The 20,467-nt window shown below is 42.4% G+C and carries 15 protein-coding genes and 2 pseudogenes; 1 reads left to right on the forward strand and 16 read right to left on the reverse strand.

Annotated features, from left to right (window positions below):
• Window positions 1-1,134, reverse strand: a complete 1,134-nt coding sequence (locus ACYCSE_RS02090; protein WP_061828720.1) for a glycerol dehydrogenase — start codon at window positions 1,132-1,134, stop codon at window positions 1-3.
• 189 nt (window positions 1,135-1,323) lie between these two features.
• Between ACYCSE_RS02090 and ACYCSE_RS02095 the strand changes: the two genes are divergently transcribed.
• Complete coding sequence (locus ACYCSE_RS02095; protein WP_235308917.1) at window positions 1,324-2,355, forward strand: PocR ligand-binding domain-containing protein; 1,032 nt, start codon at window positions 1,324-1,326, stop codon at window positions 2,353-2,355.
• A gap of 175 nt (window positions 2,356-2,530) precedes the next feature.
• Here the strand turns inward: ACYCSE_RS02095 and ACYCSE_RS02100 are convergent.
• The 15 genes and pseudogenes from ACYCSE_RS02100 to ACYCSE_RS02170 form a co-directional block, all read right to left on the reverse strand.
• Window positions 2,531-3,171 (reverse strand): annotated as a pseudogene (locus tag ACYCSE_RS02100) (DUF2167 domain-containing protein).
• Between the two features lie 1,362 nt (window positions 3,172-4,533).
• Entirely contained in the window at window positions 4,534-4,761 is a 228-nt protein-coding gene (locus ACYCSE_RS02105) for a hypothetical protein (protein WP_459701139.1), read from the reverse strand.
• A gap of 552 nt (window positions 4,762-5,313) precedes the next feature.
• The gene (locus ACYCSE_RS02110; protein WP_220025791.1) at window positions 5,314-5,820 is read right to left on the reverse strand and encodes a hypothetical protein; all 507 of its coding nucleotides are present in this window, start codon (window positions 5,818-5,820) and stop codon (window positions 5,314-5,316) included.
• 99 nt (window positions 5,821-5,919) lie between these two features.
• The gene (locus tag ACYCSE_RS02115; RefSeq protein WP_459701142.1) at window positions 5,920-6,144 is read right to left on the reverse strand and encodes a hypothetical protein; all 225 of its coding nucleotides are present in this window, start codon (window positions 6,142-6,144) and stop codon (window positions 5,920-5,922) included.
• A gap of 17 nt (window positions 6,145-6,161) precedes the next feature.
• Window positions 6,162-6,524, reverse strand: a complete 363-nt coding sequence (locus ACYCSE_RS02120) for a hypothetical protein (RefSeq protein WP_459701144.1) — start codon at window positions 6,522-6,524, stop codon at window positions 6,162-6,164.
• A 66-nt stretch (window positions 6,525-6,590) separates the two neighbouring features.
• Window positions 6,591-7,402 (reverse strand): annotated as a pseudogene (locus tag ACYCSE_RS02125) (IS30 family transposase).
• A gap of 178 nt (window positions 7,403-7,580) precedes the next feature.
• The gene (locus tag ACYCSE_RS02130) at window positions 7,581-7,760 is read right to left on the reverse strand and encodes a DUF7660 family protein (RefSeq protein ID WP_459702465.1); all 180 of its coding nucleotides are present in this window, start codon (window positions 7,758-7,760) and stop codon (window positions 7,581-7,583) included.
• Window positions 7,705-7,920 (reverse strand): HNH endonuclease, encoded by a 216-nt coding sequence (locus ACYCSE_RS02135; RefSeq protein WP_416145802.1) that lies wholly within the window; start codon window positions 7,918-7,920, stop codon window positions 7,705-7,707. Before ACYCSE_RS02135 ends, ACYCSE_RS02130 begins: the two co-directional genes overlap by 56 nt.
• 215 nt (window positions 7,921-8,135) lie before the next feature.
• Window positions 8,136-8,639 carry a hypothetical protein gene (locus ACYCSE_RS02140; RefSeq protein WP_322162211.1) on the reverse strand — a complete coding sequence of 168 codons (504 nt, stop codon included), beginning with the start codon at window positions 8,637-8,639 and terminating at the stop codon, window positions 8,136-8,138.
• Window positions 8,636-16,066 carry an RHS repeat-associated core domain-containing protein gene (locus ACYCSE_RS02145; RefSeq protein ID WP_459701147.1) on the reverse strand — a complete coding sequence of 2,477 codons (7,431 nt, stop codon included), beginning with the start codon at window positions 16,064-16,066 and terminating at the stop codon, window positions 8,636-8,638. Before ACYCSE_RS02145 ends, ACYCSE_RS02140 begins: the two co-directional genes overlap by 4 nt.
• A 31-nt stretch (window positions 16,067-16,097) precedes the next feature.
• Window positions 16,098-16,571 carry a DUF4280 domain-containing protein gene (locus ACYCSE_RS02150; protein ID WP_025720806.1) on the reverse strand — a complete coding sequence of 158 codons (474 nt, stop codon included), beginning with the start codon at window positions 16,569-16,571 and terminating at the stop codon, window positions 16,098-16,100.
• On the reverse strand, window positions 16,568-17,110 hold the full coding sequence (locus ACYCSE_RS02155) for a hypothetical protein (RefSeq protein WP_459701149.1): 543 nt from the start codon (window positions 17,108-17,110) through the stop codon (window positions 16,568-16,570). The genes ACYCSE_RS02150 and ACYCSE_RS02155 overlap by 4 nt, the downstream gene beginning before the upstream one ends.
• A gap of 48 nt (window positions 17,111-17,158) precedes the next feature.
• Window positions 17,159-18,298 carry a pentapeptide repeat-containing protein gene (locus ACYCSE_RS02160; protein WP_459701151.1) on the reverse strand — a complete coding sequence of 380 codons (1,140 nt, stop codon included), beginning with the start codon at window positions 18,296-18,298 and terminating at the stop codon, window positions 17,159-17,161.
• A gap of 43 nt (window positions 18,299-18,341) precedes the next feature.
• Entirely contained in the window at window positions 18,342-19,835 is a 1,494-nt protein-coding gene (locus tag ACYCSE_RS02165) for a phage baseplate assembly protein V (RefSeq protein ID WP_459701152.1), read from the reverse strand.
• Complete coding sequence (locus ACYCSE_RS02170) at window positions 19,832-20,458, reverse strand: hypothetical protein (RefSeq protein WP_459701153.1); 627 nt, start codon at window positions 20,456-20,458, stop codon at window positions 19,832-19,834. Before ACYCSE_RS02170 ends, ACYCSE_RS02165 begins: the two co-directional genes overlap by 4 nt.
• Window positions 20,459-20,467 lie beyond the last annotated feature (9 nt).

Below are 20,467 nucleotides of genomic sequence, written 5' to 3' on the forward strand. Positions count from 1 at the left end.
CTACTTTACCTCCGCTTTGTACTGGCTCCCGATACGGTCGGCCGCAGCGATTGCCGCTGCAACCTGCTCCACTGTGACCGGAAACGGCATGGAATGAATCGATTCCTCCAAAATGCAAGCCTTTGCGGCTACTTCCATGAGTTCTTCCTGGCTGATATGATCGACGCCGATATCAGCCAAGCAGACCGGTAAACCGACGGCTAAACAGAAATCAAGGACCTGATGTAATTCCTCCGTCGGTGCGTTTTCGAGCACCAGCTGTGCGATCGTGCCGAATGCAACTTTCTCTCCATGATAATAATGATGTGTGCCTTCCAAAATCGTGAGTCCATCATGAATTGCATGGGCCGCCGCAAGTCCGCCGCTTTCGAAGCCGAGGCCTGAGAGTAAAATATTAGTTTCAATGATATTTTCGAGTGCTTGCGTAACTTGGTTTTCATCACATGCCGCTTTTGCTTTGGCACCGTCTTTCAACAGCATTTCATAGCATAGCGTTGCAAGTGCAATCGCCGCATTCGTACCTACTGCTGGCGCACACTGTCCTTCGCGTACTCCGTTAGGCAGTCCGGCATTGACCCTAGAGTAAGAACGGGAAGTCGCACGGGCCTCAAAGTAAGTTGACAGTGCATCACCCATGCCTGATACAAGGAATCGGGTTGGTGCATTAGCGATAACGGTGGTGTCGACTAATACGACACTCGGACTTTGCTTAAAATAGGCGTAATCGTCGAAAGCGCCTTCTGGGGTGTAAAGAACGGCCGAGTGGCTTGTCGGTGCGTCCGTCGCAGCAATCGTCGGACAGATGATTAGCGCTTCCCCTTGAGCCACGCATTTCGCCGCGTCGATCGCTTTTCCACCGCCGAGACCTACGATACAATCGCATCCGTTTGCAGTAGCAATTTCCTGAAGTCTGGACACTTCCTGTCTGGAACACTCACCCATAAAACCGCTTTCAATAAAGGTTACGTTATATTTACCCAAAGTGGAATCAAGCTTATCTTTTACCCGCGCCACATCGTCAGGATGCGCAATCAGTAAAGCGGATTTGCCGAAGGTGCTCACATAGTAACCCAAATTCAACAATTCGTTTTCACCTTGTACATATTTGCTTGGGCTGATAAAAGCTTTTCTCATCTATAATTCCTCCTTATGATTGTGTTGGCTTCGTTCTGATTAAGACTATAACCGAACCATGTAAACTTTACATTGGAGGAATCAAGGAATATATTATAATTTACAATCGTATTTTTTTGCACTGAAGATCACGAATTGTACTTTTTTGTTATTGCTTACAGAATAATTTACCTATAAGGGATGAGAATCTTGATACGTGAACATTTGAGCATCCAGAAAATCTTCGATTTGAAAAAGTGGGAGCAGTTGCAAGATTCATTAGCATCCGTTACCAAATTAGCCATTCTCACCGTCGATTATAAAGGGAATCCCGTAACTAGCCACAGCCAATGCCAATCGTTTTGCAAGAAGGTTCGCCAAGATGAGAATCTCCTTCCCTACTGCCAAAAATGTGATTCTCGCGGTGGACTTGAAGCGGTGCGTTCCAACAAACCTTATATTTATCTCTGTCATTATGATATCATCGACATCGCGGTACCGATCATTATCGACGATAAGTACATCGGCGCCGTCATGGCAGGTCAGGTCCGCTTAGCCGATCCTTCGAGCGCCTTACATCTCGAGCAAATCCTCACCTCAAAAAATGAAAAACTGTACAGTTCCAAATGGGAAGAACTTAAGAACGACTACGCCGATCTGCCGTCCATGACCTATCAGGAAATTCAGACGATCTCCAGCATGTTATCCTTATTGTGTAATTATATTGTTGAAGAAGCGATGAACAAAAATCTTCTCGCAGAAATGTTCGAGAAGGCGTCGGCCACACAGTCCACTCCACAGTTGTCCGAGATCCTTCCTGGCTACTCGTTGGAGCATATCGAAAACCTTAAGAAAGAAATGAATAATTTCTTAGCAGATGCCTATCTGAATTCCTCAGGAGATGTGGATATTTCGTGCGGAAATCCCGTACTAAAACCCGCCTTCGAATATATTTTTGAGCACAAAGGTGAAACTTTTTCTCTGAAAGCCTTGGCTGACTTATGCCACATTAGCCCAAGCTATTTTAGTCGGCTGTTTGCGAAGGAAACGGGAGAGAACTTTTCCAGCTATCTTTCCCGCCTGAAGATTAAATGGGCGAAGCAGTTGCTCGAAGCTACAGATATTCCGGTATCCCAGATCAGTAGCGAGCTCGGCTTCAATGAGCCGGGGTATTTCATTAAAATATTCAAAAAGTATGAAGGCACTACGCCCGCGGTGTACCGAAAGTATTACAAAGGATAAAATAAACAAAAAACAGATGATTCACGGATCTATCGTCACCATGATCATCTGTTCATATTGTTCTGCTCAAGTTGCGTATCCAGCTCGTGCTTTTCAGGCCGCCTGAGATTATGTTTTGCGTTCAATCACCATCCCCTTTTTATCAGCAATTTTATGGAGTGTTTCTATATAGTTACTACAAGGTGTCTGAACGCTCCTGAGCATTCGTTTCATTGTGCATGGATTCTGATCTTTTTTTACGAAATAATTTGGCAAAAAACTTGCCTATCACACCAAACACACCTGCACAAGCAGCACCGATAAGTATGATAACCTTAATTCCCGCGCCCTTAAAAAAAGCAATGAGTAATGCCAACAAGCCTACCTTTTTTGCAACTGCCAAGCCTGCTCCTCCCAAAATCAATCCGATCAGGCCGTATTCGGAAATTTTGTCCGTTGAAGCATTAAACCCTCTTTATAACTATCTAGAATGGCATCCGCATCGATGTCTTCTTTTTCATCATCCTTGATGTGTCCAAGTTCATAGTATTCAAAAACAACTTCCCAATTTTGATTTTCATCTTTCGGAAATATACTCCCAATTTCTTTACCAGATGGCTTCTCGTGATTCATTTCGCTTACCTTTGCTGTGTTAGCTGCATCTAGGAAAAGAAGAGATGAGTCCAGTTCGACCGCAGCCATTTTTCCCAGGTCTACCTTTCGGCCACCTTCAATCCATTTTAATTGTTCATTGGATGAGGCCCACACGTTCCCCCCACTAAGTAACACCAGACTAAGCGCCAACAGCGCTCCAAAAATCGTTTGGCTCCATTTCATTTTGCTACTACATCTGTTATCTAGTCTCTTGTTCAAAACTCATTACCCCTTTATAAATTCCAATATCTCCCGTATGCCCAACCATATTAGCCACTGCTTCATATTTTGTCAATTCACAGTAGCAAAGGGAGTTTCCGAGACTTAATACTCATTTTTATACATATGTATGCAAATATTCTAATCTAAACGAACTGAATTTATAATATGTGAATGAGCGATAAGAAAAACTCATAAAGGACAAGCACAATTGCGCAATGGCACTACTTATCCGTTCTAGCTTCCTATTTTATGAACTCCTAAAAAAGGCTTATTCCTTGATACAACAACCCCGTTGACTTCTAGCTTAATTTCGAACACATCCGTCCAGCATATAAATGTCGAATTTCATCAGATTAAGGAATGTATAATTCATCTAACAAGCGACTTTAGTCTTAGTGACTTTTTCCTATTTTTAAACATATGTCAACTTTTTTATTTAAAAGAATATATAGGATTTCATAGGGTCGATTGATTAGAAGTAAGCTAATTATTGAAAAACCCTCTACAAGTTCATTGCTTGTTTTTGAGGTTGTAGCTATTCACCAGCATTTGATAATGTCACCATACTACTTATTCAGCTTGCCAAAGCCCGCTCCGAGACTGGGACAGATCACCTTGTCTGACTTTAGCGATATCACTAGTTCCTTCACTGTACTCGCTGGTGGCAACAATCATTGCAGCGACACCAGTTAATAGCCGTGTTGTGAATGTTATCGGAGCCGCCGTTGAAATTGCTCCACCTGCCCCCGCCACACCCCAAGAGAGCAGCCAGAGTAAAAAATAGATCCCCTAAAGCGGACTTTTGGACTTTAGAGAGTCCTGTTTCCATATTAGGAGATTACTATATTTTGGAATCAATCTGGCTGGAAGAGTGAATTTACAACCTCACTAAAACTTGAAGATACTAGTTTAATGAATTCGGGTTTCAACTCATTGTCCTCTTCGAAATAATCCATATCACGAAATAAACTATTCCTTGATCCTCCTCATTAACAGAAAGACATATAAGACTATCTGCAGGATCTATTCCAATAGGAATAAAGTTAGAAGGGATTATTTTGCCACCATTATATTTTTTATAGTAGTATACTAGATTACTCTCCGTTTCTTTACTAAGTGTAGAAATAACATAATAGACGATGTTATTTTCTGATCTTTTGTTTCAAATCTTCTTCGAACAGTCTTACCTCCGTTACGATACATTAATTTTCTTTATAATAATTTGGCAAGACAAGATTGCACATTTCTTCAAAAGTTTTTAGGTTCTTGATTTTGAATTGGTTAAATGATGATTCAAATTCTATATTAACAAAACTCCACCCACTATTCTTTAGAATACAATTTAGCAAGTAATATCTTAAAAGCATCTTCTATAACCTTCCCATAAGTTTCTTGATGTTTGCCCATGGATACTTTCTCCGAGCTCTTTTCCATTTCCTCGTTATGGTCGATCTGGTGACCGTTGTTATCAATATTCATAACGATGATGTAGGAACGAACTTCCGTCCGGCCATTGAGTTTACAGCTTCGTGACATTTCCGTCTGCATCAAATCATATGCCATCTCAATACCGTTGCCGTATAGAACGGAAGCTATACGGTTACCATGCCGTATCCGTACTTCTCCAGTAGCTCCTGAGCCTAAAGATTACAGACACTCGTCCGACCAGATCAGTTGTATTCTATAGTCCGGTCTCCTGCATGGTCTGAGCCGTCGCTCGGCCTTGCGTATCATATTCGTAAGCTAGGATTTTTACAGCCTGACCTACGATTTCCTGCAGTTTTGTTACTAAATACTACGCTTATATTTCAACTATTATTAACCTAATATTATTTGCTATTCACCAAACCATCTTCACACATAATCGTATCGTGTATGCTCGTTTGCCGACATATTCAGCAGAAAGAAATTCCACTCAATTACATGATATGATAGGATAAATCGCTATTTGTAAAGAAGAAAAACACCCTTTTTTAGTGAAATGACAGTGTAGAACAATCATCACTATATAAAAAGGTGTTTTGCTATTTTAATTTTTTTATTTAGAATCAATCAACTTAATTGGTTTAAATTTAATTATAAAACATTGAATAAATTGCTTCACTAAACTACTTCCCAGTTAAATGATGGCGCTAATATATCAAAAAAAACATCATGGCCTAAAATTAACCAATGTCTTACACTTAAAGAATCAATACCTAATCTACTTTTCAAATTTGAGTTTATTACTTCATAAAAGCTAGGATCAGGACAAATATTTGTTTCATTCCACAGATCATCATCTAAATTTGCTATTTGACTTAAATCAAATTTCTCTGAATCTAACAGTCCATATTCTTGCTGTGATACAGTTTTGCTAAAAAAGTGAACCTGAGCAAAATTAATCTCTATAATTGCATTTCCAACCCTATTCCAAATCTCATCTGGTATTTTCTCTTCGTTACCATACTGTCTACATAAATGTTTAATTTCACGCTCCCTTATTTTAGCGTTATAATTAATTAAAAATTTTGTTTTAACTTCTGATTCCTCTCCTATAAATTCTATAAAATCGTGAGACGGGCTTATTTGCCAAGGTACTTCTACTGCATGAAGTATTGATTTTTCCATTAATTTGCTCCTTTCAATTACTACTCCGGAAGTGTGACTATGTCTATTATTTCGAGATTTTTAGGGCCAGGAGTTATCGGAATACTTCTACCCGGCATCTCAAATTTTTGACCGCGTTGTCTTATTGGAGCCTCTGTCAATGGAAGCCACACGGTTGCCGTGTACGTATCCATACTTCGCCAGCAGTTCTTGATCCTGTCGGATCTCGGAGACACGCCCAACCAAATCATAGCGGTATTCCGGTCCGGCCCCCCGCATCGGTCTGAGCAATCCGGTTGCCTTCCGCATCATACTCATAAGCCAGTATTTTACGACCTGACCCACGATCTTCTGCCGCGTTGTTACTCATCAGGTTGGCAAACGCTGCACTCATATTTCCGCTGCTGCTCATAATATTTGCCCGTCAGCAAACCATCTTCATTGTACGTATAATCATATCGCGTATGCTCGTTTGTCGCCGTTTGCAGCAGACCGTCTTCCCGGTACATGTAGGATTCTTCCATACCACTCGACATTTCACGCCGCTTGATCAACTGGTCATTGAAGTTATATGCATACTCTATGACTTTGCCGTTGCGGTCTGTTTGGCGGGCCAAGCGGCCTTCGGTGTCATACTGGTACAGCATCTTCTGCTGGCCCGGGTCTTGTATAGCAGACAGCTTGTCCAAGCTGTTGTAGTCATACTGCGTCGTTTGGTCGTACAAAAAAGACTTATTCCTACTCATATTTCGAGTGGAATAAGTCTTAAGATTTATAATTATAACGGATTGTCAAGCGAAGTGCGACAAAGCTTCTGTGAATGTTTCGTGAGCGGTTTTCCACCCTAGATATTTCTGAGAGGCAGTTATTAACCAGGTTTAAAACATAGTCAGTTCTTCCTCTGTGACTTCAGCAAAGTCTTTACCCTTAGGGAAAACTCATGCAGGAGCCCGTTCCCGTTCTCATTCGAACTCCGTTGCTAGAAAAGATACAAATCCGCAAAATAGACCTCCAGGTTGTAAACGGACTCTAAAGACGCGTAACAAGCAAACTCCTTACCGCGGCCCACGGTAGCCGCTTGAAACGTCCCAAGAGGGAATTGGGGTGCAGCGACTCCGACTCCGAAGGCGATTTCCATGGAAAGAGCAGTTCGGTCAGGCATCTTTATAGCGGTGTACAGTAGCGTTTTCCGTTCAACAGAGTCTAGACAGGCTTTGCTTTTTCCGCGGCTGGATACCACCGTATCGAGTTCCCAGTGACCCCACATCTCACGGGAACGAACCTCTTTCGGACGTTGCTGAATCGACTTACCTACCAAGAATTGTCCTCGCTTCTTTACAGGTTTGTGACACTTCTCTTTGTGTCGAAGTACCCTAGATGAGCCTCTGAGCTATACGTCCAACATAGATCCAACGGTATTTTCCCTCTATTCTCTAGCAGGACCTTTCGTTCATTTCCCACCGGGTGCTGAGGTTTTTCGCTGATGTTGATAAGCCAGCTCAGAGGATTCTGCCGTATAACTCCCTCCATCTGAATAAGGCGAATCTCCCGAATCACGGTCGAATGATGACGTTTGATTTCATGGGGCTATCGTGCACTCCATCCTGATAAGGATTTCAAGCTTGCTGCGTTCAACTATGCTAAGATGTGATAGCTCATAGTATGATTCTCCTTGTGTATGGTGTGCGGCAGCTTCATTTTACATGAATCGGGCCACGGGCCCTTTTTATTTTCGGAGCAAGGGTCGTACTTCATATTACAATCCGTCTAAAGAAAAACAATTACTCGTATCTACTTCCTACAAATAAAATAGTAGCTATCGAATTCCAATTTATATTTTCCGAGAACTCTTTTTTTGACTCTTCAATTAGTTCGTATCTATCCTCAACCCATGATGCAATTCCATTAAGGTAATCTGTAAGGTCTGTATTTGCCCACTGGCTCTCCTCCTTGTTGTCGATTCTTCCCGTTTACTTTAAGATACTCCCCAGAATGAGTAAACTCCCTATGAATATCTTTTTCAACAAGAATCATTGTTGTTCCATCTTCATGATGATGCCATATATAACCTTCAGGTGCTTTATCAGGTGCCGGTACTGGTGGATCCGAATCCTTATTCAATTTAGCTTCTGTGTTTGCCGCCCTGTAATCTGCAGGTCGATTAGTAGGTGATGCAATTTTTATTGTAACTGGTATTATTTGCGGTTATATCTACTTTTGGTGTCTCTTTCCTTACTAAAATTGGATTGTAAATTTAAAAAAGCGACAAGTAACTAAATCACCTGTCGCTTTTCGAATATTTCATAAATGTGTTCACTTTGGTAAACTATTTTATACTACTTTTTTATAGAGATTCTTTTTAATTGGTGTAAAGCATTCTTTTTAATTTCTTTTTCCTTTGATTTACTTAAGAGTTCTAATTTCTCTTTAGACTCTGGCGTAGTAATATCACCTAAAGCCCAGATACATTTTACGGCAAGGGCATTTGTGTAATGAAGATACTCAAATTTAGTTATTGCTGCTTTATAAAGACTTTCTACCGATGAATTTGATTTAAAGTATTGAAGCAAGCCAGCAATATCCTCATGTGCCTTATGCCAAGCTTCAGTAATTAACTGGTTTAACATTTCCAAATGTCTTTCATCAAACAAATCAAATGTAAATCCTATATAAAATATTAATCCTAGATCATCTTTATTTTTTTCTCTACAAATAACTTCTAACAGTTTGTCAAAGTAGCTAGTTATTTCTATACTTCCCTTGAACAAATCCAAAAATTCTAGATCTGTTATTTCACCGCCAATAAGTTTTTTTATTATTATTCTTAGTTCTTGATTCATTTTTCTGTCCTTTCAAAACTAGTAATATGATCATTAAAAATACCCAATGCAGTTCCTTTTCCTAGGCCTATATTTACTTGGGGTTTTCCTATCCCTTTTTTACCAGAGAGACCCTCCCCTTTAAAGTGTGCATATTTCTCATTCCATTTAGAGACACTACTGATATCTTTCATTTCTGGATACCTAACATTTGTAATTGGAGAATCGTTTTTCAAACCTATTTCCTCTAATTTTGCCGTAGTACCAGGATCAAGTTCAAACCTTACTAGTACTCCTTCGTACAGTGCTGCATATTCCTTAGTAGGTGAAATAAAAGTTTCACCTGTACCAGGCATTATATTTGTTTTTTCCAATCTTTTATAATGTTTTTCCGACATTGTTCTATAATATACTTCTGATTTAACTTCACCCGTCCCCTCATGAACATTCCCTTTGTCATCACACTTCATGTACCCGCTCGGGTCCACGTAGTGAATCGGGTTGTTCCCTACATACGCATAGAGATTCAGTCCATCCCCGCGATACGTATCTTCCTGGGTAAAGCGGGCAATGGCCGGATTGTAGAAACGCGCTCGCAGATAATACTGCTGCGTTACACTCTCCCACGCCTCTCCCGCATAGCGGAAGCGGTTTTCGATCTGCTCTGCCATCGACAGTGTATTCCCGAACGCATCGTATGCGTAGCTGTTCTGTACCCTGCCCTTACGGTCGGTCAGATGCAGGACATCCCCGTGTGTGTTATTTACATAATAAGACGGATTCCCTACCTCGTCCACCCGGGCCAACCACTCATGTCCGCGCACAAATGAGGCCTGGACTCGGGCTTCCTCATCCAGCTCGTTCACCATATACCAGCCGTCATACACAAATCGACGATGCGTGCCATTCTCTTCTACGCCATTACGAAGTCCTTCCGGATCATATAGATGACGGATATAGCTGCCATCCGACTTCTCTGCCTTTACCGTTCGGTTAAAGGCATCGTAGGCATATGAGATACTTTCCTGTCCGCTTCGCTCTCGCAGCAGGTTCCCCTGCGCATCATATTCGTAACGCGTCTGCTGCCCTCGCGATCCCGCTTCTTGATTCGAACCCTCACCCAGCGCCTCTTCCAAAACCGACAGCAGACGGTTCCGTGAATCGTACGTATAGCTCGCTTTGTGGTCGTTCCACATCCGACTTAACCGATTCCCTACGGCATCATAGGATAAACGTTCCGTTCCCCATCCTGGGTATTCTGCTTCTACCAGTTGCCCTATGGCATCATAGCGATACTTCGTTCGTTTTCCGTTTTCGTCCCGGGCGATCTGGTGACCGTTGTTATCATATTCATAACGGTGCTGTAGGAGCGGACTTCCGTCCGGCGATTGCGCTTGCAGCTTCGAGACATTTCCATCTGCATCATAGTCGTATGCCATCTCAATGCCGTTACCATACAAAATGGAAGCCACACGGTTGCCGTATACGTATCCATACTTCGCCAGCAGTTCTTGATCCTGTCGGATCTCGGAGACACGCCCAACCAAATCATAGCGGTATTCCGTGGTCCGGCCCCCCGCATCAGTCTGAGCAATCGGGTTGCCTTCCGCATCATACTCATAAGCCAGTATTTTATGACCTGACCCACGATCTTCTGCCGCGTTGTTACTCATCAGGTTGGCAAACGCTGCACTCATATTTCCGCTGCTGCTCATATATTTGCCCGTCAGCAAACCATCTTCATTGTACGTATAATCATATCGCGTATGCTCGTTTGCCGCTGTTTGCAGCAGGCCGTCTTCCCGGTACATATAGGACTCTTCCACACCACTCGACATTTCACGACGCTTGAGCAACTGGTCATTGAAGTTATATGCATACTCAATGACTTTGCCGTTACGGTCCGTTTGGCGGGCCAAGCGGCCTTCAGTGTCATACTGGTACAGCATCTTCTGCTTGTCCGGGTCTAATATAGCAGACAGCTTACCCAAGCTATTGTAGTCATACTGCGTCGTTTGACCGTTTCCGTCCGTCGAGCTGACGATATTCCCCGCATAGTCGTAGCGGTAATGCTCCGTGCTACCGTCCGCTTTGTGGAGAGCCGTGATCTTACCCCAGCCGTCTACAATATGCCGGGTCAGATGGCCTTCACCATCCCGAATGCCTGTAATGTTACCTGCCGCATCGTATATATATTCTTGCTTTACGATGCCTTGTCCTGCCTTGGCTGGTGTCATCACTTGCTTCACTCGGCCACCAAGAGTGTACGTATATTCGACTCCAACACCGCCATCCATTTTGCTGACCAGTTCACCAAACTCATTATATCGGCTTCGCTCCATGATCTGACCATACGGATTAGCCACTTCAATTAACCGGTTCAGGCGGTCATAGGTGAAGGTCATTCCCGGACCGTCATCGATAGCCGGATCATACTGATTCGGCGTGACTTGCTTCACGATATTCCCCGTCTTGTCATAGAACAGACGCGTGGTACCCCCGCGTTTTCCGATCATGCGGATACGCCGATTCACCGGGTCATACGTATAGGTTACCTTACTGCCATTCGTATCTGTCTCTTCTATCACGTTACCCGTGCGGTCATATTTCAAATAGACGCTGCTGGTCCGGGCATCTGTACTCTCCCGGCGACTGATCTGAACCATTCGATCAACGGCATCGTAGCTAATCTCAGTTTGATATCCTTCCGGGGTCACGATCTCGACCACATTGCCGTTACGGTCATATCCGTAAGATGTAACTGCATTTACCAAGCCCGGTACACGATCGGTCAGATCATTAGCATTCAGCACTTCTACGTGCCGTTGCAACCATCCGGTTTTGTTATATTCGTAGCGGATCAACCGATCCTTTTGCTCGTTCAGTTTCTGTCTTTCCGACGTTTTCTGGTTCAGACAATCGTACGTATAGTGAATTTCCGCTCCAGTATCATCCGCAATGGCGATCACCCGATGATTCCGGTCATAGCTGTAACGAACACTTTGATAGGTCTCCGCATAATCCGTTTCGCTGACATACTCCTGAGTCCGTTTCTCTTCCAGCAGGTTTCCGGCTTGGTCATAACGGTACAAGGTCAGACGATACAAGACTTGATCGGATTCCTCCACAGGTTCGCGCTTTTCAATTAGCCAGCCTGCCGTATTATATACATAGAGTGTGCCGAAACGTTCACTGTCGTTTGTTTCACTAGCATAACCCTTGCCATCTATTGCTTTCGTTACACGCCCTGCATGATCATACACGAACCGGCGACTGACATGGCCCTCTGCATCGGTGATCTGAACCAAGCGATTCATGACATCATATACATACTCGGTGCCAGGTCCATCGTCCATAATCGGATCATAATGTTCTGGTAAGATCATTTTGATCATATTTCCGTTCGCATCGTATTTCATGCGAGCGATGCCACTATCTGGATACCTTACCTTGATCCTGCGTCCCCGATGATCATACTCATACTCCGTGCCAGGTCCATCATCTTCAACATGGTTATAGTAGTTCGGTTCAATCTCTTTTAAAATGTTACCGTTAATGTCATACCGAGTACGGGATACGTTCTGAGCCAGATCCGTCATCCGAACCAGACGATCCATCGCATCGTACCGATATTCGATGCCTTTGCCATTGTCTATACGGGCGACATAATCGTTAGGGAGCACTTTTTTGACCAAATTGCCCATCTTATCATAGAACATTAATGTAGTGTTGCCTTCAGCATCTACGATGCGTGTACGCTTATTCAAATGATTGTATTCAAACTCTACCGTTCCGTAGGCCGTGGTAATGCTCATCATTCGCGCAGCATCATCAAATGTATATAGGTATTTATTGCCCTCTGCATCTTGCACCTGAGTCGGCGCATCTGTATGATCTGTTCCATACGAATAAACCGTCGTGTGACCGAGTGTATCCGTGCTGCTCAATATCCGTCCTTGCGGATCATACATATAAGAAATGACCGCATGCGTTCCATCCGCAATACTGGTCTTCTCTTCGATCAGCCTTCCCATGGCATCATGCGTGAACCATTTCTCTGTTACGCCGTTAACAGCAATCTGAGTCAGATTTTGATCCTGATCGTATTGACGCTCAGTACGAGTTCCGTCTGGACGGATTTCTTCCGCAAGATTACCAAAGATATTATATGCCCATTTTGTGGTGTGACCCATAGTATCCGTATGACTTGATTTATTTTGATGCGCATCGTACGTAAAAGACTCACGAGTTCCATCACTGTAGATCGTATCCGTCACCAGATCATCAGTATTGTATTCAAAATTCTCGACGACTCCTGTGGCATGATACGTAAAAGTAGTTCTCCGTTTCGCCTCATCGTATTCAATATCCGTAACGTGATCGTCCGCATCCCACTGCCTGATTACCCGATCATGTTGATCATATTGATTTCGGACATACCTATGCCCATTCTGGTCCGTGATTGCGTCAATTCTTCCCTTAGCATCATAGACATATGACGTCACTCCCGCATTCGGATACGTTACACGAGTCAGAAAATCTCCTTCATATTCGTACTTCACTGTTCTGCCTATATTATCAGTGATGCTATAAAGTTTGCCACCTGAATAGGTGAAGGTGATCTCCTTACCACCCGGGGTCGTTAACTTGCACAATCCTTCCACATCGTATTCCAGCAACGTTTCATTGTTAGAGCGATCCTTGATTTTCAGCAGTCGTCCATCCTGATCATAGATATAAGTTCGACGCTCTTTATCGGTTAAGCGATACTCTTTGGTAACAGAATCCTCCGAGAGGTTGTAATCCTGTTTTCCTCCGATCTCATTAATCCACTGACCGTCTTGCTCAATAAAATGTTCATAATGTCCATCCGTGCATATGACCAGGATATGATCTTCCATCCGCCGAATGGAGCTCTCGTAAGTAAAGGTAAAACCACGCCCCGTGCCGCCTGTCATGGAGTTAGTGGAAGTATAACTTCGGACCATCTCAATCTGACCAATATCCTGAACCACCATATCTGTAGCCGTAAAATAAAATCTACCCTTCACAACATCAATCGGATCTCCGCGTGTAACAAGATTTCCTATACTAGATATCAGAGACTTTTTTAAATTCTCTACCGTTAGCGACTCTTTGACATTCCCATGCTTTCGGTAATCATCCGCCATAGAACCTGACATATCGCCTACCACTGAGGATAGATAAGAGCTGATCTTGTTATTACCTGCAAAAGAAAATGCTCCTCCTACAAGGCTTCGGGTCAAGTTAGATTTAAGATCTGTTTGTCCAGTATTCATCACGTCTTGAACCGTTCCGGCTGCAACTCCACTTGCTACAAGACGTGAATATATATTGAGAGCACCTGTACCGCATTTTACTCCTGTCATAAATTTTCCGGCGACAGTTGCACTGATAAATCCATTACTAAAGCTGTTCATATAGTGTCCAATGAGCGTCTCGCCTGGATGGGCATTAGGATCAAATATAGCCGTAATGCCTGTATTAATTCCTCCACCTATGGAAGGAACAATGAGAGCACTTGCACCTCCAGTGAGAAACGCTACTCCGGCCACCGAAACCGTTACGGCCCCATATTTAACCACATCATATAACTCTTGATTTCCTCCCAGAACGGTATCTCGCATGAAGTTATACGATTGAGAGAGATCACCTACTCTCGCTTTGGCGATATCCTGCTGTCCCTCACTAGACTCACTGGCAGCGACTACCATTGTTGTAGCTCCTGCAGCGAGTGTGACACTGGCAGCAGCCACAACTAAAGGAGCAGCTGCACCCGCTGTTAAAACAGTTACCGCAACACCCACAGCCACTGCTCCAATAATCATGGCTATTTTTCCAAAGCCTACTTTTTGCTTGCCTGCCTCCAACTTATTCACGAGGGCTTGACGTTTAGCTGCCGCATTATTATTTACCTGTTCCATCACCTGCTTATCCTGAGCAATTAGAGCACTATCATCGTATTGTACTGCTGGTGCTTTACCTGGTTCTCCCTCATAATATATCGTGGCGGCTTGAGCGTTTGTCTTGTCTTCAATCCAGATCACCTGTTCAGGATTTACTCCTTCAACCGGGCTACGGGAGATTGCAACGAGTTCGCCAGCTGTCAATTGAATTTGTTTTGGAGCTGGTAATTCACCAACAAGATTAATTTTAAAATCCGTGGTCGCCTTAACACACATATCCGTATCGGAGAGGATTTCTACCTTTCCGTCACCTGTAAGCTGGAACTTAATGCTTTCCTGACTATTAGCCGCAAATACAATATCCTGCCCAGTTAGCTTCATTTCTTTATCTGAGTCATTGGTTAATGACTTGATAACAGGATCGGAAGATTTCTGACTATATTTGCTTTGTTCAGCCCCTCTTCGAACGGAGCTTACCGCAATAGCTCCTGTTTCCAAAGCTGTTGGGAAATGAAGCTTGACTGGAGAGCCTGACTTAGGCATCATGTAGGCACTTTGATTGTCCATACCTGTGGAATAGGGGAACCAGCAAGTACCTGCATCGTCATTTGTGGCGTCAATATCCAAATGCAGTTTGATTTGATTACGGGATATCTGTGTGATCCGCCCCTCCAAAGAAAGTCCCTGTATAGCAGTATTCATTATTTTATTGGTTTTGATCGTACTTCGCGAAGTTAAGGTATATGTATATAGCAGTTCCCCTTTGACAACAGATGCTGCTACTTCACATACAATATACGGTTTATGTTGAAAATCAACTTGTGCTCCCAGTCTTAATGCCACTCTGCTCTCCACACTAAACAAAGTATGATTAGCCTCATATCCCATTTGGGTTGTTGATCCAAAACGACTTTGCATCGTATAAGAGTCATTTTCCAACTTACCAGTTTCCTGCCCCTCTGGTATGCCCAGTAAAAGAGACGGAGTTTCTTCGGACATAACAGAGATCACAACAGTATTTAAATGAGAGGCCATACGCTTGATGAATTGCCAATCCGTCTCTTCATATTGTAGTAGTAACTGCCCTGTCTCAATATTCCCTATTGTTTCATCTGAACAATGTGCTCCAGGGTAATCTTCCAATAGGTTGTCTACAATTTGCCCGTACGTTTTTTGCTTGTTTTGAAACGATCGCTTCTTCCACTCCAAATCCATCTGGTACGTGAATGATACAGCTTCAACCTCTAAAAAATGAACTCCCTGCACATACTTTACGGCTGCTCGCTTGATCATCCCTCTAAATAGTGGATTTTCCTTTTCAGCATTTATCGGGTGAGCTTTAAAAAGTGAAACCTTATCATCAACACTCATTTTCTGCAGGCTTTCGCTTTGAGCATCAGGAATAATCGCTTTAAAACGAAGAACTGCATGTTCATTCATTTTATGCAGAAAATTTAATTTTTCTATCCTCTGAATGTTATAAGGAAAATCCAGTATTAAGCCGGCATAAAAAGTTTCCATAACGACTTGCCTCCTCTCTTCATTGGCATTCTTATTTGCGCTGTCCATTATCAATAATGGAAATATTCCCACCAAACAAGCAAGAGTTACAGCAACTGCTTAACATCGCATCCGCCGGGCCCACTTTGACATCCTCTTTTCCAAAATCCCAAGGTCTTACTATTTTAGGAGTACACATAGCCACACATTCTGGTGGAGGGAGCTGCTCGAGAGGAATATCTTCTTCTTTCATAAATAATGATTTAAACCAGCCAACATCCTGTTTAGGGGCCTTGACGGCTTCTTCCACCTTTTTCATTTCAGCTTGTACTGCCGGGTTACTGAGACTCTTGCACACTCCAAAGGGACGAACATTCTGCTCAGGAAAAAAGTCATGAATATTCAGTTGAGGCTGTTCATGTATGTATTCCCCATGACTCGCAGGCACGATGATTCTCGCTGGTCTTGATCCCTGATCACAAAATGCAAATGCACCGTGCACTACAAAACTCTGGTCTCCACTCATAGCGACAGCCTCCTATTGTAAGTTTCTACCTTCTCTATTTTCATGCCAAACAAATCTCTCCTTAATATGCTCTCAGTTATGTCTAGGTTGATCACAAGCATCGTCTCATCAATACCTTTAATGCGAAAAGCAGCATGTCTACGTGTCTTCTCCGAATCAATAACAATTTGTTGTATTCTTCCTGCCTTATCAAAAACAGTTTGATCTGATAAACAGTCCAATCTGTCGACAAGCATCAACCAGTAGGTGCTCTGTGTTTCCATTTTTATATTTGTTAATACAGCACACTTAAAAATCACATGTTCGTCATACATAGAGATCACTTTTTTTAGCGCGTCGGATACGAGTAGTACTGGACGTTCAATGAAATCCGGACAAACACGGTTTTCATCACCATTTACGAATACAACCGTCAGGTCTTTAATCGAGTCTGCTTGATCCGTTGTTACCTCCAACGTAGAGTTGGCAGCTATTAGTCCTTCGAATGTGATCAGATGATCCTCAAGACTTTTATCCTGTGAAATGATAAAGTACTCCATATTTCCCTCCTTGACACACCCATTCATTGTCTAGTAATAGTGCGAACATCAGTCATTAGAAAATACTTGTATGCCATCAAGCTGCTGATCAGTTAACTTCAACAATTGAATATCTTTCAGATAGAACGATGCACCTTCCAGATTGGCCTGGGAAAAATCCGTCTGTTTTAACAAAGCCCCTCTAAAATTAGCACCCCTCAAGTCCGCTCCCTTGAAACTCGCATCTTCTAAATTGGCTTCAGCAAAGTTCGTTTCCATAAACGGGGGAATATGAAATTCCTTTTCTGTGGGCACAACAAAACTTCCCTGAACCTCTTCTAGTTGAGCTTTACATAAATTGGCCCCTCTAAAATCCGCACCATGGATTAAGCTGTAATCCAAGCTGGTCTCTTGTAGATTAGCACTACGGAAATCTGCACCGATGAGAGGGCACCCTACCAAATAGCTCCCTACCAATGAAGTTTTGGAAAAATGGCTGTAGCATAAGTTAACTAACTTGAAATACATGTGACTGAGGTCTACATTCTTAAAACTTTCGTGTGCATATTGATCATTTTCATTAGGGTCCAGCCTGCTTCTAACTTCAGCACTTTGCTGCTCTTTAGAGTCAAATTTATACACAAGCTCATTAAAATCCTTATACTCACCCACACGAATATACACCTCGCTGTCCTTGCCTAACGCTAAAAACTCATCTGTCTCTACTGCATCTTTCATGACATGTCTTATCAAGTTAGCCATGTAGTTTACATAAAACGATGCTTCTTCTCTCTTTATTTGAGATATATCTGCAGAATAAATTTTATTGACATACTTTTTACTATCTTGTGTAAGCTGACGTTCAAAGATATCCAGAAATTTAAATACCCAGTTTGCATTAAATTCCTTCGCGCATTCTACCGAGTCCATATAGCCTTGATGATCATAAAAATATATCCGACAGCTTGCATCATGATTAATCACGCGATGTCTGAAAAAAGTAAAATGTATATGCTGAATCTTTCCTTTATCACATTTCTTCTGCAGGTTTAGAACTTGTATACAACTATCCTTAAAAACAGAAAGAATTTGCCTCGCAAGTTCATCACGATTAATTATCAAATATTCATGCAAAGCCGCAATCTGCTCTACACGATATTTCAGGACACTATTTTCTCTTAAATGTAATAAAGCTTCCTGACGTTTCATCGTTCATATTGACCTCCCTTGCTAATTCAGGCTGACGAGAAAATTAGTTTGTGAACACTTCAGTACCCGCAAGTTTAGCATTTCCCGACTGATCCAGAGTGATCTTTCCACCCTTATCACTTTCAATTACAATTTCATCTGTCGCGGTCATCATCAATGTCTTTTCAGCTCTGATTTTTACGTTTTCTTTAGAATGCAGCGATACTTCTTTTTGTCCAATGATTGTAACTGCACCACTAGCCTCCAGCTTAACAAGCGCCTGTCCCCCGTTAGCTGAAATCTCCACATGATCTGGCGTGAGCTTAACTTCCATCCCTGCTGGATTTCGGAAATATCGTACATTCGGATCAGACATTCGATCACCTGAAGAATTGCTACTTGCCCCCGATGTACTTCCTCCCCCACCGGAAGTGCTTCCGCGCTGGGCAGAATCCTCCGAGTACGAATTGACTGAACTGAGGGCAAAAGCCGCATCTTCCCATTGGCTCGGTAAATTCACTCGTACGCTGTCTCCCTTTTCCGGCATACAATACCAACCGCTTCCGTCCTCTGAGGCATACACTGTTGAATATGGAAACCAATATGCAGTTCCTTCATCCTGATGATTATCAATTTCTAAGTGAACTTTTACTGTATCCCGTTTGATCGCCAGTACCCTTCCCCCTATGGAAGCACCACGTATCCGTTCGTTATAAGGTTTGGCACGATTAATGCCTAAGCGACTTGCCACCGTATAGCGGTGAACGAGCAGTCCCTTTTCCATCGTTGATATACTTTTCTGGATAAAATATGGCCTATCTTGAAAACGAATAGCATCGCCCAGGTTAAATATTTTATATGTTTCAATCTCGTAATACACAAAATCCGTCTCATGAATGTCTGTCTGATAGTTTTTGGAATGCACCAAATATTCTGACAAATTCTTTTTGACGGTATAATTAAAGTTTTCCAGGCGTTCAGTTGCTTCATCATCAGGAATGCCAAAGAATGTTTTTATGCTTTTAAATTTGCCCACTGGCATTAGCACCGTGTTCACACGGGCAGCCATCCGTTTTAAAAAGGTCCAGTCTGTTTCGTGATATTGAAGAACAAAATTTCCAATACTCTCATCACGGTCAGCGGAATATTTAACATCATAATCGTCATATCCCCTACCAACTTCTTTAACCAGACGTGAATAGGTAACTGATGCATTCTGATATGATCTGGTTTTAATTTGCATATCCAATAAATAAGAGTAGGTATAGGCCTCCACTTTGAGGTAATACACATCAAGCACTTTCTGAATTTCCATTATGCTAATTAATCCGCAAAACAGCTCTTTCCGTCCACCGCCATCCAAAACCTGGTATACTTCCACTGGTGTCTGAGCTTGAATGGAGTGAACATAGTTATCCTTTTGTTCTTCGGTGATCGTACCGGTAAAGGAAAGCTTGCCGTGTTCATTCACTTGATGAATAATTTTTAACTCTTTTAACTTCACCTGCTCAAAAGGACTTATTTTGACGTTGTCATAAGCAAGAATAGACGTACTCATTTGCTGTCCACCTCCAGTGATGAAATCATACCTTCGGTAATCCACTTCCATAAGTTTCGTTGCCGATCACTACCGTTTACATTAATAATGAGCTGATGGTTGCCTTTTTCTACAAAGCATAAATAATTGAACACGACTCCATTAGCCACGTTATTGGTGAACAGACAATAATGAGGCTCAAATAGGCCATGATTAACCGTACCATCCTCGACCCAACTGATCGGCATCTCCATCGCATGAAATTGTTGAAGCATGGAATCTTTCATATGCTTCATAGAAAATTTTTCTTTTGCCTCTATCCAATTAAAAATAACGTTAATTTCATGTTCGTCATTGCTAAAAACCATATGCTCATCAGTTTCAAGGGTGCAGACAAAGAAATCTGTTGGGAAGTTTATACTTAAACTTGTCTTCATTACATTCAACCTTCCAAATTCCAATTGAATGGCATCATTGTCCAAACTCCCTCCCTTTACTCCATTAATGATATCTTCACCCCTCCACTGCTGCTCTTCTTCGTGCTCTATATCATTCATCGCAGAGTTAACAGGAGGTTCATTTGGAATCTGTTGATTCCGTTGCTTTTTTTCCAGCTTGGCAATTTCCTCGTCCAAATATTTCATAATGCACAC

The organism is Paenibacillus sp. SEL1, from assembly GCF_054602535.1.